General features: G+C 41.6%; 16 protein-coding genes. 13 read left to right on the forward strand and 3 right to left on the reverse strand.

What is annotated here, in order from left to right:
- Positions 1-35: 35 nt before the first annotated feature.
- The 4 genes from KEM09_RS17395 (at position 36) to KEM09_RS17410 (ending at position 3,763) form a co-directional block, all read left to right on the forward strand.
- A complete protein-coding gene (locus KEM09_RS17395; protein ID WP_212230228.1) occupies positions 36-1,292 on the forward strand; it encodes a hypothetical protein in 1,257 nt (418 codons plus the stop codon).
- A 285-nt stretch (positions 1,293-1,577) separates the two neighbouring features.
- On the forward strand, positions 1,578-1,808 hold the full coding sequence (locus KEM09_RS17400) for a hypothetical protein (RefSeq protein WP_212230229.1): 231 nt from the start codon (positions 1,578-1,580) through the stop codon (positions 1,806-1,808).
- Between the two features lie 74 nt (positions 1,809-1,882).
- A complete protein-coding gene (locus KEM09_RS17405) occupies positions 1,883-3,205 on the forward strand; it encodes a M28 family metallopeptidase (RefSeq protein ID WP_212230230.1) in 1,323 nt (440 codons plus the stop codon).
- 84 nt (positions 3,206-3,289) lie between these two features.
- On the forward strand, positions 3,290-3,763 hold the full coding sequence (locus KEM09_RS17410) for a hypothetical protein (RefSeq protein WP_212230231.1): 474 nt from the start codon (positions 3,290-3,292) through the stop codon (positions 3,761-3,763).
- A 373-nt stretch (positions 3,764-4,136) separates the two neighbouring features.
- On the opposite strand, the gene KEM09_RS17415 is transcribed toward KEM09_RS17410, so the two are convergent.
- On the reverse strand, positions 4,137-4,280 hold the full coding sequence (locus tag KEM09_RS17415; protein WP_212230233.1) for a hypothetical protein: 144 nt from the start codon (positions 4,278-4,280) through the stop codon (positions 4,137-4,139).
- A gap of 254 nt (positions 4,281-4,534) precedes the next feature.
- Between KEM09_RS17415 and KEM09_RS17420 the strand changes: the two genes are divergently transcribed.
- From KEM09_RS17420 to KEM09_RS17460, 9 genes are all read left to right on the forward strand, one after another.
- Entirely contained in the window at positions 4,535-5,197 is a 663-nt protein-coding gene (locus KEM09_RS17420; RefSeq protein ID WP_212230235.1) for a TetR/AcrR family transcriptional regulator, read from the forward strand.
- Positions 5,198-5,240: 43 nt separating this feature from the next.
- Complete coding sequence (locus KEM09_RS17425; protein ID WP_212230237.1) at positions 5,241-6,659, forward strand: TolC family protein; 1,419 nt, start codon at positions 5,241-5,243, stop codon at positions 6,657-6,659.
- A 41-nt stretch (positions 6,660-6,700) separates the two neighbouring features.
- Positions 6,701-7,672: an HlyD family secretion protein gene (locus KEM09_RS17430; RefSeq protein WP_212230238.1), complete on the forward strand. Its 972-nt coding sequence runs from the start codon at positions 6,701-6,703 to the stop codon at positions 7,670-7,672.
- The gene (locus tag KEM09_RS17435; RefSeq protein ID WP_212230239.1) at positions 7,665-8,816 is read left to right on the forward strand and encodes an ABC transporter permease; all 1,152 of its coding nucleotides are present in this window, start codon (positions 7,665-7,667) and stop codon (positions 8,814-8,816) included. The genes KEM09_RS17430 and KEM09_RS17435 overlap by 8 nt, the downstream gene beginning before the upstream one ends.
- 312 nt (positions 8,817-9,128) lie before the next feature.
- Complete coding sequence (gene fabG / locus KEM09_RS17440; protein WP_212192605.1) at positions 9,129-9,875, forward strand: 3-oxoacyl-[acyl-carrier-protein] reductase; 747 nt, start codon at positions 9,129-9,131, stop codon at positions 9,873-9,875.
- 112 nt (positions 9,876-9,987) lie between these two features.
- Positions 9,988-11,151: an iron-containing alcohol dehydrogenase gene (locus tag KEM09_RS17445; RefSeq protein ID WP_212230240.1), complete on the forward strand. Its 1,164-nt coding sequence runs from the start codon at positions 9,988-9,990 to the stop codon at positions 11,149-11,151.
- Positions 11,152-11,160: 9 nt separating this feature from the next.
- Entirely contained in the window at positions 11,161-12,201 is a 1,041-nt protein-coding gene (locus tag KEM09_RS17450) for a DUF6340 family protein (RefSeq protein ID WP_212230241.1), read from the forward strand.
- Positions 12,198-13,601: a D-alanyl-D-alanine carboxypeptidase/D-alanyl-D-alanine endopeptidase gene (gene dacB / locus KEM09_RS17455; protein ID WP_212230242.1), complete on the forward strand. Its 1,404-nt coding sequence runs from the start codon at positions 12,198-12,200 to the stop codon at positions 13,599-13,601. The genes KEM09_RS17450 and dacB overlap by 4 nt, the downstream gene beginning before the upstream one ends.
- Before the next feature lie 29 nt (positions 13,602-13,630).
- Positions 13,631-14,773, forward strand: coding sequence for a DUF819 family protein (locus KEM09_RS17460; RefSeq protein WP_212230243.1), 1,143 nt, complete (start codon positions 13,631-13,633; stop codon positions 14,771-14,773).
- A 2-nt stretch (positions 14,774-14,775) separates the two neighbouring features.
- On the opposite strand, the gene omp85 is transcribed toward KEM09_RS17460, so the two are convergent.
- Positions 14,776-16,113, reverse strand: a complete 1,338-nt coding sequence (gene omp85 / locus KEM09_RS17465; protein WP_212230245.1) for an Omp85 family outer membrane protein — start codon at positions 16,111-16,113, stop codon at positions 14,776-14,778.
- 142 nt (positions 16,114-16,255) lie between these two features.
- Positions 16,256-17,167 (reverse strand): YitT family protein, encoded by a 912-nt coding sequence (locus KEM09_RS17470; protein ID WP_212230247.1) that lies wholly within the window; start codon positions 17,165-17,167, stop codon positions 16,256-16,258.
- Positions 17,168-17,276: the final 109 nt, after the last annotated feature.

Genomic DNA, 17,276 nt, shown 5'->3' on the forward strand with positions numbered 1-17,276 from the left:
TTATTATTTACAAGGTGCAATATATAGATTAAAAAATGTTGAGATTTAAGAGAGTAGTTCTTTCAATAGCTTTGCTTTGCGTTAATTGTGTATTGATAAGTTCACAGCATAACAGCAGTGAACGAATACAGCAGATTACCAATTGGGTAAATATTAACCAGAAGCAAATATATGACATTTGGCAAAGACCATTAGGGCAGTATGTAGTCTATGCAGATAGGCAATCCAGAGCAGTGTTTAGTACTTGGCAGATTGATTCATCGTATATACGAGTGTCCAATGGATTGTTTGAAGGGGTGTTGGCTGATAGTGTTATTATAGCTAATACAGATATTGTTTTGAATGAAATGCCGGCTGCATTGGTGGCTTTGCCAGTGCCTGATGATTTTGAAAGAGCATTGTTGCTGGTGTTGCATGAGTCATTCCATAGCATTCAGGATTCTATTTTCAAAACCAGGGGATGTAATAATAGTCATCTGAACGAACCGGAAGCATGTGCGTTATTAAAAACAGAATGCCATTACCTGGCAAATGCCCTGGCAAGCACAAATAATCAGCGCGATTCGTTGTTATGTCAGGCTCTGGCCTGTCGCTTCCACCGGATGAACCTATATAGTGATTATACCGACGATGAAGCTGCTTTTGAATTAACAGAAGGACTAGCTGAATATACTGCAATTAAGGCTGTTTATATTTCTAAATCAAACAGTATGGCATATATACGTGAAAAGAGTGATGCATTGCTTGATGCAAAATCGATACATCGTCGATTTGGATACGTAACCGGTTTGATTTATGCGTTGTTACTCGATAGCTATGTTCCTGGGTGGAAGCTCTGTTTAAATTCAGATAGCAACATGGCTATCATGCTTAAAGAGTCTATTTGTGCTGATAACCGATTAACGATAGATGTCTGCAGTGATTCGGTTTTTACTCATTATTATAACCAGGAATTATTAAGGCAGCAACAAATACAACATTTTAATGATTCGGTTAAAACTGTTTTTGCAAATACGCCGTCGTACATTGTACCGCTGTCGTCAAACAGGCAGTTTGGCTTTAGTCCCAATCACATGTTCAATATTCCCGATTTCGGTATATTCTTTCCTTTTATGGAGTTGACTGACCAATGGGGCAAAATAGTTGTTAAGCCAGGAGGAGGTGTTTTACTGATTGAGGGCAATAAAAAAGCTAAAGTTCTGATGAAAGATAATTATATTGAGATGAAGATTGATGGTGATTGGAAATGGCAAAAGATATTAGCTGGTATGCAGTTAGTTAAGGCACGCTAAATGCAAATAAATGAAGCTGTAACTTTATTAATGGATGTTTTGAAGTGTCCAATCAGGTTTGAACTATGGCAGGCTACTGCCCTTTAAGCAGAATATGCAGGGTGTGGACGAAACTATTACCGAAGATCTGACTCTGGCTCAACGAATGATTTATCCGCTAAGAGCGATTTTGGAAGAGCATGTGAAATAGTTTTTATTCACTCCGGAAAAATCGGAGCATAAGGTTTTATAATTGTCATGCATACATGTTCTGGCCGGAAGGATGCCCCAATTCCACTCAGGGTAATGAGTGAATCATTAAAACTTAAAAAAGATGAAAAAATTGAAAGTAACGTTCTTGGTAAAAATGATCTGCTATCTTTAAAAGGCGGTTTAACAAGGGCTGAGTTTCTAGAATCATATAGATGGTTAGTTGAGAATGGGCACCATGATCAGGCAGCCGAAATTATGAAAATGGCTAATTCTGGGATGATAGAATTTGAAGATTCATCAAGTGGTGAGTATTTTAATCCATAATTTATGTTGTTAGAGGTTGACCGTGTTCAACCTCTCATTATTTATAAGGTATACACAAATAACAATATTCGTTCATGAAGAAGCTCTCAGTTATCGCCTTTTTCTTTATTTCCTTCTTACATGTTTATGGTCAATCAAACTTTGATTATTTATATGAAAGTGTCAGGCTTTTGACCTCATCTGAATTTAAAGGACGGGGTTATATTTATGGAGGTGCTGACAGTACAGCCCGGTATATTAAGAATGCTTATCGTGAAATTGGATTGTCAGCGTTGTCATATGATTTTCAGCAAAGCTTCTTAATCACTGCGTTTGGCAGGATAAATGAGCAGTCATCAATTAGTATAAATGGTAGGCCATATGCTATATGGAGTGATTTCACAATTAATCCTTATGTCAATGATTGGACTCGTGGACAATTTATAGGGCAGCATCATCTTTATCCATATTATAAAAATGATTCGGTGTTTCTTTATAGAGATAGAGATGCTGAAGATTGTTTAATTCGTGTCAAGCTAATTAGCGAGAAGCGCATATTTCAAACGATATTAGAAGGTGATACTTTAGCTGATAAGTTCTTTGGTAGAAAACACACAACTGCTTGCTTACATTCGTATTTGCAACAACCAAATATGAATTTGTATCCATCACCAATGATGAGTCGGAAACTAAAACAGATAGCTAACATTAATACTAGTAATTCTGTTAAGGAGACTATATTTGTAGATATACAGAGGGATACTTCCAGTTATTTGTGTTCTAATATTATTGGTAGATTGAATGTTAGGTCAAGTGTAGATTCAATAATTTTAGTCACTGCTCACTATGATCATTTAGGGCAAAGAGCAACAAGTTATTATCCGGGAGCTAATGATAATGCATCCGGGGTTGGTGTAATGCTCGAGCTTGCCAATTGGTTAAGTATTGCGGTTGATGAAGGATGGCAACCGCGTCACAATATTGTTTTTGTAGCCTTTGCAGCTGAAGAGTATGGTTTATTAGGTTCTGAATATTTCGTGCAAAGCAATTTGATTGATACATCGCTAATTAAATGTGTGCTTAATTTGGATATGATTGGTGGATTGGGAGCGACACTTAAAGAGCATAGTAGATCCTTGTATCTTTTAAAAAGCGCTAATGTCCAGCATACTTACATAGAATATCTACTTGAAGCAGATAGTGTAAATGCAGGCGTTGATTTTCTTTTAGATGGAAATGCAAAATACTTAAGATATTCTGATCAGGCTAGTTTTATTAGGCGGGATATTCCTTCTTTATTCCTTTTTTCGGGTGAGGACGGCGTTATTCACACAGTAAATGATACAGCTGATAAACTGAATTTCGAAAAAATGGAAAGTTTAGTGGAAGTGCTTTATGATTGGTTAAAAAGAAATTAATCTTCCCCACTCCGGAAAAATCGGAGTGGCTTTTCCTATACTCGTCTTGCTAATCAATTTTTTAATCCATTAAAACCTAATGTTATGCAAGAAAACAGAATTGAATTAAACATTACAGACGAAGAGCAAGCCCAGGTGAATGAGGCCATTAATGTGCTTGAGCAGGTGTTGTTGCCTAAGCTATATGTTTTGGAAAAAGACGAAAAAGCAGACCTGCTGCACATGGGCGATAAGTCGGTGGCTTTCGTTGACAAAAGTTTAGAAATAGCCAGGCAGGATGAGGCATTGCTCGATGCGTTTGTGGATGTAAGCGCCATGGCGGTTGATGTTGGTGCCGTTTCTTTATTGCGTTCGCTGAGCTACAAGGTGGAGCGCATCGCTTCGGCCCTCGAAGATTCTAAAGCCTTGGCGGGCCACGAAGCATACAGTACATCTTTGATGGTTTATAGTCTGATGAAGAATGCTGCCAAGATGGGGCATCCAGGTGCTAAGGAAAAGGTAGCGGAACTCAAACAGCGCTTTCCGCGTGGACGAAAAAAAGCAGCTTCTGTAAATTAGTAACAAGCTTTAGCAGTATTTACAGACCGGGCAGGGTTGGTGGTTAAATAGTTAATCGTTGACCTTGTTTTTTTTAGGATCAGGGGGCGGGCTTCTGGCTTTGGTATGCAGTCTCCTGTCTTTTTCACTCGTCTGTCTGCTGTTGTGTCACAACTCTCTCTGATTTTCGCAGACGCTTCTTCAAAATTCGGAGAAACGTCTGTGAGATTTTGAAAACTTTCTCTGAAAATCGGAGAAATGGCTCCCTTTTTCAGAGAGCTTTCTGGCTTTGAAGCAGAACTTTTTAAGTAAAAACCAGAACTTTCTGAGATTTTATCAGGCCAACGAGCAAAAAAGCCAGGTGGATCAGGTAGTAATCCAGACCGTTGGGTGTTTAGGCATGAATAACAACCTCTTCTTCCTTTGCTGCTTGGTAGCTATGGCTATTTTCGAGGTATTCTCTCAGCTTATCGAGGTTGGCCGTCTGTATGCTTTCAATATCAAACGCTTTGTCTTTTAATTGTGCCAGGTCTTTCATGCGGCATCTGTAAACAGTTGCATCAGCCTGGGGTATTTCTCATCATCCAGCTTCACAAAGGTACTCAGGCGGTCAATTTTCCAATAGCTGATATCGCTTTTACCCAACCCGGTTAGTTCCTTCAGTTTATCGTCTTCGGGCGTGCAGCTGTGAGTATCAAAGAAGGATACTTAATAGTTACTTAGATACAAGTATTGTTTATGATTAGCAGTGGTAGTTTTCTTCAATATCTGATAATTAACCATTTTTAATAAATGAACGTTCGTTCATTAAATAAAAACCTATACATTTGTCAAATAAATGAACGTTCATTCAGTAATGGGCAGAACAATAATTCAAACATCATGCAGGTCAGAGGAAAAGTAAAAGACAAAAAAGGCGCGATTCTTAATGCGGCACTCACCCTTGTAACCAAATATGGTTTACACGGCATCAGTATGAAGATGATTGCCGAAGAAGCTGATATTGCTGCCGGTACCATCTATGTGCATTTTAAGAATAAGGAAGAGATGCTGGCATCGTTGTTTAGTAATATCACCAGCGAAATTAATCTCCTTGTCGAGGAGCTGTACAGTCCCGATAAGCTGTTTAAGGATAATTTTATCCGCATATGGAGCGAGGTGCTAAAGACGTATATTAACGATCAGCGTATGCCCGATTTTATTAATCAGTATGCCTATTCGGCCAGTGATAACCGCAGCTACAGAGAGCAGTTGTTAACGCCTGTGTACGGACTGCTTGAGCAAGCTCGCAGAGATGGTATTGTAAAACAATTGCCTTTGCCGGGACTCATCGCCTTAATACATGGTCCTCTTATCTCATTGGTTCGCATGACGCGTGATTCCGATGTACTATCAAAAGATATTGATGTAAACATTTACGCCGAGGCTTGCTGGAATGCTATCAGTGCTCACTAAGATTATATAAATCGAACTCAGGTTAATACAAAACAGAAGATTGATGAGAACAAAAATTATTGCGTTGGTGCTAATACTTCTTACCGCAAAGGTAAACGGACAAACGCTGCAATCAGATACAGGTAGAGTGGATTTTCTGGTACTAGCTGAAGCTGCAATGGCACACAATAAAACCTTGCAAAATCAGCAGCTTGAACTGAAGAAGTTAGGGTTGACGCAAAAGCAAATATACCATACGTATATACCAACGCTTGAGGCCAGTGGCGCATATGCCTATTCCAAAGGTCAGCTAAATATTGATACTGATCCCATTCCTTTCACCTTGCCGGGTATGACACTGCCGTTGCCTGGTTTGCCTCCCGTTGAACTACCGCCAATGCATCTGGCTATTCCTGGCATCGATCAGGGCTTGGATTATAGTGGTAATTTGTGGATGGGTGGACTGACAGCTAAATGGACGCTATTCACCGGCCTTAAGGCCCCATACCTGGGCAAAGCTATGAAGCATAAAATTCAGGCAAATGAGTATTTACTGCAACAAAGCGAAGCCGATATCATTGAGGAGTTGGCAATTTACTACGATAAAGTAGCTCTTTTGGCACAGGCAGAAAAGCTATTAAAGGAGAGTGAAAAGCGACTTAACCGCGAAGCTGATGTGGCACAACGGGCACTGACTGAAGGATTGATAACTCAGCACGATTACCAGAAAATTGAAATAGCTCGTTTGGATTTGGCTTCGAGGCAAATAGAGCTGCGCGGAAACAGGCAGCTGTTGCAACTTAAGCTACAGCAGTTAACCGGCTTGTCGGTGGATGAAATAGCCGGAATAAGCGTTGAGCTGCAACCAATGAGAAATGTGGCCGGCGAAGGAACTTACATGGCACGTCCGGAACTTAAGGCACTTGATGAAGCGATTGTAGCATCGGAGTATAAACTTAAAAGTGAGTCAAGCGGCTACTTGCCAAAAGTGCAGGCATTTGCTACTCATCAGTATGCCGGCTTTACCAACGGTGAGCTGGGACCTGTGGGCTTTAACGAAATAAGTGCTTATCCGGTTAATGCTGTTGGTGTGGGATTTAAGTGGGAGTTGTTTGATGGTTTCCATACGCACGATGAGCGGAAGAAAGCTAAGATTCAAATACAGCAAACACAAAATAAACGCGCCGAAGCTGCAGAAATGCTGATGCTCAATTATAACAATGCATTTAATAGCTACCAGGTGGCCACGGCTCAGGAAGCTTTGCGCGCCAGGCAACAAGATGTTTCAAAGCGTAGCCTGCAGATTTCTTACAAAGAGTATCAGAATGGCTTAATTAAGGTGAGTGAATTTCTGGAGGCACAAACCGATTACGAAAAGTCGGTATTAGATTATTATCAAACAGTATACGAGCAACGGCAAAGTGCTGTTAAGCTGTTGAATGCAACCGGTGAACTTAACTTAGAAACCATTAGAAACTTATAATATTAAACTGTTGAACGTAGCTGATGAAAAAATATAACAACATGAAAACAATACACTATTGGCTAATAGCTATTTTGACATTATTGACAGTGGCTTGTCAGAATAAACCAATTGAGGGACTTCAGGGAAAAGTAAAACGCGATGCGCTGATGGTGGTGTCCAAGTACCCTGGTCGTATTATTGAATTATATGCGGCCGAAGGTCAGCAGCTTAATAAAGGTGATACACTGATGCTATTGGATATGCCAGAGGTAGAGGCCAGGTTGAATCAGGCATCCGGCGCAGTAAGTGCTGCCAAAGCACAATATCAGATGGCTTTGCACGGGGCTACCAACGAGCAGTTGGAACAAGTAATGGCTAAGCTGGACGCTGTAACAGAGCAGTATAACTACGCGCAGAAATCTTATGAGCGTATTAATAACATGTTTAAAGACAGCATGGTGTCGGTGCAGCAGCACGATGAGGTATACATGAAATACCAGTCGGCCAAAGCACAGTATAATGGTGTTAAGGCGAAATATGATGAGGTGAAAAAAGGCGTGCGTGATGAAAAAGTGCAAATGGCGCTGGGTACCTACGAGCGGGCAAAAGGTGCTTTAGAGGAGGCACAGGTGGCTTACGCCGAACGCTTTATTGTAGCACCACAGAACATGACCATTGAAACCATTGCCCTGCACGAAGGCGAGTTGGTACTACCCGGCTATGGCATTGCTACAGGCTACCGCTTGAGTGAAGCATTCTTTCGTTTTACCGTATCCGAAAGCAGGGTGAGTGAGTTTTCAATCGGCGATCAGGTTAAAGTAGTTTCACCATTTACCAGGCAGGAATACCAGTCGCGTATTGTGTCCATCAAGCAACTGACACGCTATGCCGATGTCACCTCCGCATTTCCTGAATACGAATTGAGTGAATCGGTTTATGAGTTAAAGGCAATACCTGTGCAGGGCGAAGATGTAAGCGATTTGCTGACTAATATATCTGTCATATTGAAAAAACGCAGTAGGAATGAATAATTTTATTGACTTAATCAAGCGGGAGTTCCGGCTTTTTGCCAGCAACTCGGTGGTGATGGCTATTTTTATTGGTGCCCCATTGCTCTATGGATTGTTGCTGGGAGCTGTATATAGTAAAGGAAAAGTCGATAATCTGCCCATCCTTGTTATTGATTTGGACGATTCACCCATGAGTCATCGTGCTATTGATATGTTGAATGATGCAGAGGTATTGACCGTAACAGTGCACTATGATCAGCAGGAGGTGCGTAAAGGCATTATTACGGATGGGTATGAAGCGGTTGTTACCATTCCCTACCGGTTTGAAGCAGATATTATTCAAAAGCGCCACCCTGAAATTCAGGTGGAAGTGAATACCGCCAATATACTGCCGGCCAACTATGGTGCTAAAGCCATACAGGTGGCACTGGGAACGCTCAATGCAGGGATTGAAATACAAAGCTTAACCAAAACAGGCATGCCACTGACAACGGCCAAAGAAAGCTATGAAGCTTTTAGTGTTAATTATGCCCGTTTCTTTAATAAGTCGGCCAACTATATGACCTTCTTATGGCCAGGCGTACTTGGGGTAATTATCCAGCAGGTGTTTATGCTGGCCATGGCACTGAGTTTTGCCCGCGAGCAGGAAGACAAGACCTTTGCCACTGAGTTTTATCCGCGCGTGCGCAATCCCTGGTATGCGATGTTTATTAAGTCATTGCCCTTTTGGCTGATGGGCCTTGGTGTGTTGGCTGCTTTGTGGGCGATGTTTCCCTTGTTCAAAGTGCCGCTGCAGGTGCATGGTATGGGGATGATTACTTTGCTGGCGGGCTTGATTTTTTCTGTAACGATGATGGGTATTTCGGTTAGTCTGGCTATACCCAGTCAGTTAAAAGCAACCGAAGTACTGATGGTTATCGCTACGCCAAGCTTTATTTTAAGTGGTTTTACCTGGCCCTTGTCACAAATGCCCGATTGGGTGGTGGGGTTGGCTAACACCATTCCGCTCACTCATTTCCTCGAAGGCTTGAGGAAGCTGATGTTTTATGGCGCTACGCTTAATGATATCTGGCCACAATTGTCAGGCTTACTATATATATCACTGTTTTTCATGGTGCTTAACTATATCCTGTTTAAGACTATTCCCAGATTGCGAACTAAATAATACTATTATAGTGTGTGCAACAACAAGCCGGCCTGAGTTTTCTGTGCCGGCTTTTGTTTTGTAATCTGTTGTACTGGGTTTGGCAATGGCTTTAGGCCCAAAATGGTATTTATTTTATTCTGGTTTAACAAAAAACCACTGGCATTTAAATGAAAAAAATAGCGAAAAGCTAAGAATTGTTCTATTTTTGTCGGGTTAAGTTTGAAACAGATAGCTTAAGTGGAGACTTAGCTATAAATTTAACGCATTAATTTATTGTAATGATGGACAGGTCATTGAAAATGGTCCATCTGAACTATTAAATAGAACAATATGAAGTTACTAGAAGGAAAAACAGCTATTGTAACCGGTGCTGCTCGCGGTATTGGTAAAGCAATCGCTATCCGTTTTGCACAAGAAGGTTGTAATGTAGCATTTACTGACCTGGTTATTAACGAAGCTGCTCAGGAAACTGAAAAGGAGCTTGAAGCACTGGGAGTAAAAGCTAAAGGTTATGCTTCTGATGCAAGTAATTTTGAAGATACACAAAAAGTAGTTGCTGAAATCGTTAAGGATTTCGGGCAAGTTGATGTTTTAATCAATAACGCCGGTATAACTAAAGATACCCTGTTGATGCGCATGACTGAAGAGCAGTGGGATGCTGTAATCAACGTTAACCTGAAGTCGGTATTTAACTTCACCAAAGCTGTTCAGCCAACCATGTTGCGTCAACGTTCAGGTTCTATCGTTAACATGAGCTCGGTAGTTGGTGTAAGCGGTAACGCTGGTCAGGCTAACTATTCTGCTTCTAAAGCGGGTATGATTGGTTTCACCAAGTCAATCGCAAAAGAGTTGGGTTCACGTGGTATCCGCAGCAACGCTATCGCTCCTGGATTCATCATCACTGAAATGACAGGTAAATTACCTGAAGATGTGAAGAAGGACTGGGAAGCTAAGATTCCATTGAAGCGCGGTGGTACTCCTGAAGACGTGGCTAATATCTGTGTGTTCTTAGGATCTGACCTGTCGGCTTATGTGAGTGGACAAACCATTCATGTGTGTGGTGGAATGAATATGTAAGAATTTAACTGATATATTCGAGAAAGGGTGGTTTTTTAGCCACCCTTTTTTATTTTTATAGGCTTGAAGTGCGATGGCATCATTTTTGTTAACAAACGTTAAACTCTAAATCATGAGAAATTTTACATACGAAGCATCTACAAAAATCTTATTTGGAAAAAACCGCATAGCTGAGATTGGGAATGAAATTCTGCCATATGGCAATAGCGTTCTATTGGCTTATGGAGGTGGCTCAATAAAAAGTTCAGGACTCTATGATAAGATTGTTGAGGTGCTGAAGAAAAGCGGTATCCGTTTTGTTGAGCTGGCGGGTGTTCAACCCAATCCCCGGGTTGAAAGTGTAAGAGAAGGCATTCGTTTGTGTCGCGAAAATAATGTGCAATTTATTTTAGGTGTTGGTGGAGGTAGTGTTATAGACTGTATCAAAGCCATTGCCATGGGCGTTACTTATGAAGGTGATGTATGGGGTTTTTATATACGCAAAGCCAAAATAGAAAGCGTTTTGCCCATCGGGGCAGTGCTGACATTAGCTGCTACAGGAAGTGAGATGAATGGTGGAACCGTCATTTCAAATGATGCTACACAAGAAAAAAGAGCCACCGGACATGATAGTCTGCGTCCAAAGTTTTCAGTACTCGATCCTACTATTACTTTTACAGTAAATAAATGGCAAACAGCTGCCGGCGTGGTGGATGTGATGAGCCATATTTTTGAACAGTATTTTACGCAGGATAAAGGAACATTTGTGCAGGATGCCATGGCCGAAGGCATCTTAAAAACATGCATTCACTATGGTCCAATACTTCTTAATGATCCTGAGAACTATGAAGCCCGAGCTAATATTATGTGGGCTTCGAGCCTGGCCCTTAACGGGCTGACAGCTACTGGTAAGCTGTCTGGCGATTGGGCTACTCATATGATTGAGCATGAGGTAAGTGCTATTTATGATTTGACCCATGGAGCGGGTCTGGCAATACTCTTTCCTGTGTGGATGGACTATATCCTGGATGAGAAGACAGCACCCAAGTTAGCTCAGTATAGCCGGAATGTTTGGGGCGTAAAAGAAGAAGATGATGTGGAGGCAGCCCGACAGGGAATAACTAAGACACGTGAGTTTTTCAATGCGATGAATATGCCAGCCAGCCTGGAAGATGTCAAAATTACCAACGAAAACATTGAGGCGATGGCCGAAGGTGCTTGTAAATTTGGCCCGGTTGGTATGTATAAACGATTAGGCAAAGAAGATGTTGCCGCAATTTTAACCAAAGCCCTGTAAGTAAAGTCTATGATTAGTCGTATTTCCATTAGTATTCTGATTGTATTATCCCTTTTTTCCTGTAAAAGTTACGAGGTGATGTACTTCGATGTGCTTCGCCCGGCACAATATTCGGTGTCGCCAACCATTGCATCAGTCGTTATTGTTGATAATGCATATTCTTATAATCCTGATAATGCTCATGTTGCCAGTGTAATGGGCGAAATGGTTAGATTAGATACAGTGCGGGTGGATACCTTCACCACTGTAATTATTGCTGAACTGAAAAAAGAATTGGAAAGACGACGTTTTTTTGACACCGTATTTGTTGATACGCTTAAATATAACCCCGGTTCTTCAGGTAAGCCATATCGGCAATTGACGCCTGCTCAGATTATTGATATCTGCAATCAATACAACGCTGATGCGGTATTATCCCTTGCCGGAGCCGAATATGGCACAGCTATTACGGTTGAGGATATGGAGGCTGAATACTACGCCACCATGGATGTAAGCGGTCAGGTGTATTGGCGTTTATTTGATGGTTATTCAGCCGAAGGTTTACATGCCAAATTGCAAAGAGATACGTTGTATTGGGATGGTGTTGGTAGCGATGTAAATAGCTCAGTGGCATCGTTTCCATCTTTGAAGGAGGCGACCATTGAAGTAGCCGCTTACCTGGGCAATGAGTTTGCCGATGAAGTGGTTCCTTATTGGGAGCAGATTAGCCGTAAGGTGTACACGGCTGGTAATGTTCACTTTGTTAATGCAGCTGAATGGCTTGCAAAGGATAATCGCTTTGAGGCAGAAAAATTATGGGGCTTTGTTTATGAGCATGGCAACTCAAGAGAGAAAGGGAAAGCGGCCAACAATATCGCTGTATCACTTGAAACGCGTGGTGAGCTTAAGCTGGCCATGGAATGGGCTTATAAAAGTTACGAGGCATTTCAGGCGAAGGGCGTAACAGGTAATGTGGAGGAACGGCAAACTTCTAAGGAGCTATACCTGGATATGGTGAGGCGCTATCGCGACGTCAAGAAACTGGATGAGCAAATTGGAGGAGTAGAATGAAGGTAGCTTTGATTTTTCTAGCGATGTTGATGGCTTGTAGAATGGCGCCACATGTTGCTGAACAAGAAAATGTGGCCAAGCCTTATTCGGTGGATATAACACGCCATGGTGCCGTTTCAATGATGGCGGTGGATCTGGCATCCGGAGAAGTGCTCTTGTCTCATCGCGCTGATGAGCGTATGACACCTGCTTCATTAACAAAGATATTGACCACAGGGGCTGCACTGGAGTTACTTGGGCCCGACTATAGGTACAACACCCGTTTTTATTTACAGGCTAAGTCGGGTGTCAACAACTTATATATTCAGGGAGGTGCTGACCCGACTTTAGGCTCCGACAGATTTGATGAGTCAAAAGCTGAGATCATCTTTGCCAATGTACTTCGCTCTTTGCAACAAAGGCACATTACTTCAATCAATGCAATACTTGTCGATAACAGCTGTTTGCCTGGTATCAGTCATCCTTCTAAGCGTTTGTGGGAAGACATGGGTAATTATTATGGAGCAGTGCCCAATGGATTAAGTTATAAAGAGAATACCTTTTACCTGACATTGCAATCACCATCAGGAAGCGGAAAGTCTGTTAGCATAGTTGAAACAGAACCAGAACTGGCTATTGAGCTGCAGTGTATTGTTAAAAGCGCCTCAAATAATAAAGATAGTGCTTATATCTATGGACATCCTGATATGGGCAAATGGTATATAAGTGGGACCATTCCCCAGGCTCGTGATGCTTTTGTGATAAAAGGCGCTTTGCCTCATCCTGAAATGACTTTGGGTCGTGAGTTAAAGACTTTCTTAATTGGCAATGGTATTGAGGTGAAATCTGTGGAGAAACCTGATAAAGGCGACTTGCCAAATGGTGACTTGCTGTTTAGTCATGCATCTCCTGAGTTGAGGCAAATGATAGGTGTTATTAATAAAAAGAGCCATAACCTGTTTGCAGACCACCTGCTCTTTTCTATGAGTAAAGGACAGGCGAATTGGGATAATGGAATACGCGAGGTCAGTGGTTTCTGGAAGGAACAGGTACCTGAGTTTTCAGCAATACTTTTTGACGGGAGCGGTTTGTCTCCCTTTAATGCCTTTAGTGCGGCAGATATGGTGAATGTGCTCAAATGGATGCACGCTCATGAGCATAGCGAGGTGTTCAAGCATTCATTGTCAGTTTCAGGAGTGGATGGTACGCTTAAGAGTATTCTTAAAGAACCTGGTCATAAAGGATCGCTGATAGGTAAAAGCGGCTCGATGAATGGGGTATTGGGCTATTGTGGTTATATCACTACCCAAAGTGGTAAAGAGTTGGCTTTTTGTGTGATGGCCAATCGGTTTACGGAGTCTTTTAGTCAAATCCGATCGAATATGGAAGTGCTCATGAAGGAATTGATTGAGCGAAATTAGTGTCCTTAGAATTATTGAAATTTCAGTTGATGATACAGTTTATTGTTGTGCTGGTCTATTTATGTCTGCCAGCACTAATTCTTTTTTTGTGTAATAAATACCAGTTTCTTAACCGCATTGGTTCTGTGGTGCTGGCTTATGCCTTTGGTCTGCTACTTGGGCTAAGCGGGCTGCTTGGTGAGCAATATGATGTAGCAAAAGAAGTGCTTATGTCGGCTACTGTGCCCCTGGCTATTCCCTTACTGCTGTTTTCTTCCAATGTGCGCGAATGGAAGAAATTGGCCATTCAGCCTTTTTACTCTTTGGTATTTGCGATGTTAGCTGTGTTTATAGCTGTTATTGGTGGCTACCTTATTTTTCATGGGCAGTCTATTGAAGACTTCAATAAGGTAGGTGGCTTGTTGGTTGGCATTTATAGTGGAGGTACGCCCAATCTGGCATCACTCAAGATGATTCTTAATGTCGATGAGGAAGTCTACCTGGCAGTGCATTCGTATGATATGGCCATTGGAGCTATTTACCTGTTTGTGCTGATGGGTTTTGGTCAGCGGTTATTTTCATATGTTCTGCCGCAAAGTAAATCAGATAGCAATGATAGTATGCAGGAAGAGGACGAAGAGAATCTGGGGATGGTCTTACGTGCTAAACAAGATAGGATCAGGCTTCTGAAGATTCTTGGGCTGGTGGTGTTGATGGTGGCTGCTTCCGGTGGTGTGATGCTATTATTACCTGTTAGTGCGCAAATGGTCGTCTTTATTTTCCTGATAACGGCCATGGGTATTGGTGGTTCTTCAATAAAGGCAATTAATCAGACTAAGGGAACTTTTAGCCTGGGGATGTACCTGATTCTAATCTTCAGTGTGGTGGTTGCTTCAAAGGTGCAGCTGGGTAATCTGACTGATATCAATCCGGTCATTTTTGCCTACATCACATTTGTGGTATTTGTCAGTCTTTTGTTGCATGTATTATTGGCCAGCGTGCGCAAAATAGATGCAGATACAGTTATTATTACATCAGCAGCATTGATATGCAGTCCGCCCTTTGTGCCTGTAGTTGCAGGTTCATTACGTAACCGCTCGGTTATTGTACCGGGACTGACGATTGGGCTGATTGGTTATGCCTTGGGTAATTACCTGGGCTATTTTATGGCCATATTGCTAAGCTATTTTTAATGTCAGAATAGATAGTTAAGCGTGATGTAAAGCCCTGATGTGCCATCTTGTTTGTTGGTTGCTATACCATAGTCGGCCGAGAGAACGAAGTTTTCATTTAATGCTGCTTTAAGACCTAAACCATAACTGAAATGTGGGCGGTCCTGTTCGTCATTAAAATAGAAATCGTATTCGTTCTGCGGAACCATTGACTTATCAAATTTATAAGCTTGAGTGATGAGGCCCATATCAACAAAATAGTTGGTGCCGAGGTAAAAATCTTGTCTGAAGAGTTTGGTTCGCCACATTTTCCATCGTAACTCAATATTCGTTAGAAGGCTGCCATTGCCAACCAATCGGTTGCGGTTGATGCCTCTCAACGTTTTGGCACCACCCAGTCCTTGCGAGGTGGCTGAAGTTAACACACTGCTGGCCATATGTGGCAGAAGGTAAAACGGGATAGTACCATTTAGTTTATGCTGAATACCTATTCGGTATGCAGCTATGAGGTTGCGCTTTGGTGTTAGGTTGAAGTATTGTCGGTGAAATAAATTAATACGTGTGTAGCTGCCCGAATGGTTAGAAAGAAACGCAGGCATATGGGCAATGAATAGCTCTGTCCAGGTACCTTTAGTTGGGTTGGCAATAATGTCACGGGTGTCATATGCTAAGCCTGCCTTAAGATAGGCATGTCGTCCGCCTTCGGCTTCTTCAGTATTAATAATGCCCCAATCCACATATTTGTCATACAATCCATCAATTGGAGGTAAAAGTTCATCGTCGTCTTTATTCTTATTGAGCCGATCGATATCTACCGAACCAATTGTAAAATCAAAAAATACCAGTCCGGCCATCCAGCTCCATGATGGCTTATCAGCTTGTATACTGCCTTTAAAATTTGTCATGATGCGAAACATGCCCCGGTGATGACGATAAAATACCCTGGATTTGTAATCAATTGAATTGTCATCTTCCCATGAATTATTATATACCGCTTCGCGCCCGTTAAAACCATAAAAGTCCATGGCCAAATCTCTGAACCAGGTCACATCGGCAGTAGTCCGAATGTTTCGTACCAGAGACGGGGAATCGTAATATAGGCGGGCCAGTGTGGAGCCGGCCGTATACTTTGAAAACTCAAGGTATAGCGAATGGTTGTAATCAGGATAAGCTGAGCCATCACCATACCAGTAAAGGTTGGTTAGCCCGCCGTATTGAAAGCCTAAATCGGCATCAAACGAAACAGCAGGTAGCAGTCCAAAGGTGAAGCCTTTTTTGATGTAACTTGAATCGGTTTGTGCCAAAGCAAATGCTGCAGTGATACTAAAAAGAAAAAGTGATAATGTGAATTTTTTTAGCATAGATTTTTATTGGAGGTAGGTTGCTAAGGTAATACCAATGGTTGACAAAGGAAAGACTGGAGATGGGATGAAAAACGAAAAAAAAGCCCGCTTACACAAATAGGCAAGTGGGCTTTCTGATTTTCATAGACTTGGATTGTGCCTAGGCACTTTTTTCTTCTATTGACTTAAAGCCTTCTCCAATAATTTCAGATGTTTCCATTACTGCCATAAAGGCTTTGGGGTCAATATGCTTTATCATGGCCTGAAGGGCTGATACCTCTCGGCGGGTTACCACTGTAAATATGACCCGCTTATTATCACCGCTAAACATGCCTTCTCCCTTAAGGTAGGTTCCACCCCGCTCCAGTGTATGTAATATCTTTTCTTTAATAAGTTCATGTTTTTCAGATACTATTACCAATGCACGCTCATAGTTGAGTCCATCAATGGTGATGTCAATCACTTTGCCGGTAATAAATATGACAATCCACGAGTAAAGTGGAATTTTCCAGTCTTTAAATACAATAAGTCCTACTAATACAATCACTGAGTCAACCACCATCAGAAGCTGGCCAACCGATATTTTTGTGAACTTAGCTAATATCATGGCGACAATATCCGAGCCGCCCGATGTGGCTTTCGCTTTAAAAATCAGTCCGAGTCCAAAGCCTATTACAATTCCGCCAAATACGCAGGAAAGCAGCAGGTCGTCTGCCAGTCCTAAAGGATCATTTTCTCCTATAAAATACGTGAGTCCATCCATAAAGATGGTTGTTAGAATCATGCCAAGTACAGTCTTAAGTCCAAAACGAGTACCTAATATTTTTATGCCCAGAAGTGTTAATGGAACATTTAGAATTAAGCCGAATGTGCCAACCGGAATAGCTGGAATAAGGTGGTGAACAACGATGCCAATGCCATATACGCCGCCGGGCACAATGTTATACGGATTAATAAAAAACACAAATCCAGCTGCTAAAATAAAGGCACCAATTGTTATTAATGAATAGTCAAGGACTGTTCGTTTCAGGCTCTCGCCATATAGCTGAGAGGGAATTTTGATTTGTTTCATTTTTCAATTTGGTTGATTAATATGGTTAGTCTGCTCATTTTTTCGGAGTGCAAAATTAGATACTTATTTCAATATAGAGCTAATAAAATCACAAAACACTTATAAATGT

The sequence above is a fragment of the Carboxylicivirga mesophila genome, assembly GCF_018271975.1.
In the GTDB taxonomy this organism is placed as follows: Bacteria; Bacteroidota; Bacteroidia; order Bacteroidales; family Marinilabiliaceae; genus Carboxylicivirga; species Carboxylicivirga mesophila.

Bases quoted from the DNA above. Each gene is read 5' to 3' on its own strand.
- KEM09_RS17430 (WP_212230238.1), top strand. From the start codon at position 6,701: ATGAAAACAATACACTATTGGCTAATAGCTATTTTGACATTATTGACA.
- dacB (WP_212230242.1), top strand. From the start codon at position 12,198: ATGAAGGTAGCTTTGATTTTTCTAGCGATGTTGATGGCTTGTAGAATG.
- KEM09_RS17445 (WP_212230240.1), top strand. From the start codon at position 9,988: ATGAGAAATTTTACATACGAAGCATCTACAAAAATCTTATTTGGAAAA.
- KEM09_RS17460 (WP_212230243.1), top strand. From the start codon at position 13,631: ATGATACAGTTTATTGTTGTGCTGGTCTATTTATGTCTGCCAGCACTA.
- fabG (WP_212192605.1), top strand. From the start codon at position 9,129: ATGAAGTTACTAGAAGGAAAAACAGCTATTGTAACCGGTGCTGCTCGC.
- KEM09_RS17470 (WP_212230247.1), bottom strand. From the start codon at position 17,167: ATGAAACAAATCAAAATTCCCTCTCAGCTATATGGCGAGAGCCTGAAA.
- KEM09_RS17425 (WP_212230237.1), top strand. From the start codon at position 5,241: ATGAGAACAAAAATTATTGCGTTGGTGCTAATACTTCTTACCGCAAAG.
- KEM09_RS17395 (WP_212230228.1), top strand. From the start codon at position 36: ATGTTGAGATTTAAGAGAGTAGTTCTTTCAATAGCTTTGCTTTGCGTT.
- KEM09_RS17435 (WP_212230239.1), top strand. From the start codon at position 7,665: ATGAATAATTTTATTGACTTAATCAAGCGGGAGTTCCGGCTTTTTGCC.
- KEM09_RS17415 (WP_212230233.1), bottom strand. From the start codon at position 4,280: ATGAAAGACCTGGCACAATTAAAAGACAAAGCGTTTGATATTGAAAGC.
- KEM09_RS17410 (WP_212230231.1), top strand. From the start codon at position 3,290: ATGCAAGAAAACAGAATTGAATTAAACATTACAGACGAAGAGCAAGCC.
- KEM09_RS17420 (WP_212230235.1), top strand. From the start codon at position 4,535: ATGAACGTTCGTTCATTAAATAAAAACCTATACATTTGTCAAATAAAT.
- KEM09_RS17405 (WP_212230230.1), top strand. From the start codon at position 1,883: ATGAAGAAGCTCTCAGTTATCGCCTTTTTCTTTATTTCCTTCTTACAT.
- KEM09_RS17450 (WP_212230241.1), top strand. From the start codon at position 11,161: ATGATTAGTCGTATTTCCATTAGTATTCTGATTGTATTATCCCTTTTT.
- omp85 (WP_212230245.1), bottom strand. From the start codon at position 16,113: ATGCTAAAAAAATTCACATTATCACTTTTTCTTTTTAGTATCACTGCA.
- KEM09_RS17400 (WP_212230229.1), top strand. From the start codon at position 1,578: ATGAGTGAATCATTAAAACTTAAAAAAGATGAAAAAATTGAAAGTAAC.